Genomic DNA, 1,725 nt, shown 5'->3' on the forward strand with positions numbered 1-1,725 from the left:
TCCCAGAGATTCAGGATAAGAATCAGTTCAAGTACTTACCAGAAGATAAGGAGGGTTATCGTTGCCCCATCGGTGCTCACATCCGTCGTAGCAACCCCAGGGATTCCTTTCTAGATGCCACCCCAGAGGATTCCTTCAAACTATCCAATCGGCATCGGATTATTCGACGGGGAGCCCTTTACGGAGAACCTCTATTCCCCATCGGCGATATCGAAAACGGTCAGTTGCCTGTGGATATTCAGGATGATGGCAAGCCCAGAGGACTACATTTCTTCAGTATTAATGCTAATATTAGGCGTCAATTTGAGTTTCTTCAGGAAACTTGGTGTAACAATCCTCGATTTAACAGTTTATATGATAGCAAAGACCCGATCATCGGAGATAATGACGGTTCTGGTCATATGACCATTCAGCGTTCACTGATTCGTAAACGAATTAATAACCTACCTCGATTTGTAACCGTCAAGGGGGGTGGATACTTTTTTATGCCAAGTATCACCGCCATGCAATTTATGGTTAATTGTGGTTAAATTGTCCAATGCCAGACCTGTTCAAAACTACTACAGTGCATCTAAATAGTGCATCTAAACTATGATGATTCCATTTGCTCTAACCTTTGCAGCAGTTTTTTCCCTGGAAATTGGGTTGATCTCCGTGTTAACTGTAATGCCTCAGCTCGGTAAGCTAGGCAAGACTATCTCGGAATCCTTTACCCAAGCCCCTGGGCTGGACGTGATCTTATCAGTAATAGTGTGGATTCCTTGGCTGATCAGTGGACTACTTGTAGGCTGGGTGGGGGTTTTGGCTGCCCTAGTGGGTCAACTATTAGCGCTACAGTTGTGGATTGTTGCTCATGAATTAGTCCATTCTGAGGCAGTAAAAGGACCGAGAATTGTTAGCTACCTCAATCAGCGGTTTGGCTGGTGGCGAAACCACTTGGCATTATGGGTGACAGCTGTCAGTGTGCCAGTGTTTTTTTTGATTCGCCTTGCTGAAATAGCCTTGTATCCATTCCTAATCTGGTTACTGGGCTTCCCAACTTACAAGCACAGTGAATGGGTCAATGTCAGTCGCCAGAAGTTTGAAGGCTTAGTTGGTCATGATCTAATTTGGTGCCTTTACTGTGACTGGATGACTGGGGTTTATTCCCTTGGTGCTGAAATGTTGAGGAATGTCGAATCTTTCTGGTGTCCGATCCGCTTTTACAATGACAAAAAGTGCGAGAACTGTCGGATCGATTTCCCAGATATCGACGGCGGTTGGGTTGCCAAAGACGGCACCATGGCAGACGTTGTACAAACAATAGAAGACAATATGCCTAGCGATCGCCAATGGACATGGTTTGGTCACCCAGATCGAGGGAATAGGGAGTAGGGAGTAGGCAAGAGGCAAGAGGCATGCTAGCAAGAGGAACCCACCCCTAACCCCTCCCAGGAGGGGAAGGCAATAGGCAATAGGCATGCTAGCAATAGGCATGCTAGCAATAGGCAAGAGGCAATAGGCAAGAGGGAAAAGGGAGCTTCGGAGCAGCGATGTAGTGAGGTCTTGGGGATTTTCATGCCAGTTGCTCCCCACACTTCCCACACTTCCCACACTTCCCACACTTATCTCCCGACTCCCGACTCCCGACTCCCGACTCCCGACTCCCGACTCCCGACTTCCGACTCCCGACTCCCGACTCCCGACTCCCGACTCCCGACTCCCTACTTCGGCAAGACATCTAGG

3 protein-coding genes are annotated in these 1,725 nt (G+C 48.1%); 2 read left to right on the forward strand and 1 reads right to left on the reverse strand.

Features of this window, described 5'->3' with window-relative positions; genetic code table 11:
* A partial coding sequence (locus F6K20_RS37155; protein ID WP_502708925.1) for a Dyp-type peroxidase occupies positions 1-530 on the forward strand: 530 nt, incomplete at its 5' end.
* A gap of 61 nt (positions 531-591) precedes the next feature.
* Complete coding sequence (locus F6K20_RS37160; RefSeq protein WP_287298214.1) at positions 592-1,374, forward strand: hypothetical protein; 783 nt, start codon at positions 592-594, stop codon at positions 1,372-1,374.
* Between the two features lie 26 nt (positions 1,375-1,400).
* Here F6K20_RS37160 and F6K20_RS37165 read toward each other — a convergent pair whose 3' ends face one another.
* Positions 1,401-1,559, reverse strand: coding sequence for a hypothetical protein (locus F6K20_RS37165; protein WP_287298216.1), 159 nt, complete (start codon positions 1,557-1,559; stop codon positions 1,401-1,403).
* Positions 1,560-1,725 lie beyond the last annotated feature (166 nt).

Origin of the sequence: Moorena sp. SIO2C4, assembly GCF_010672485.1 — a bacterium.
Taxonomy (GTDB): domain Bacteria; phylum Cyanobacteriota; class Cyanobacteriia; order Cyanobacteriales; family Coleofasciculaceae; genus Moorena; species Moorena producens.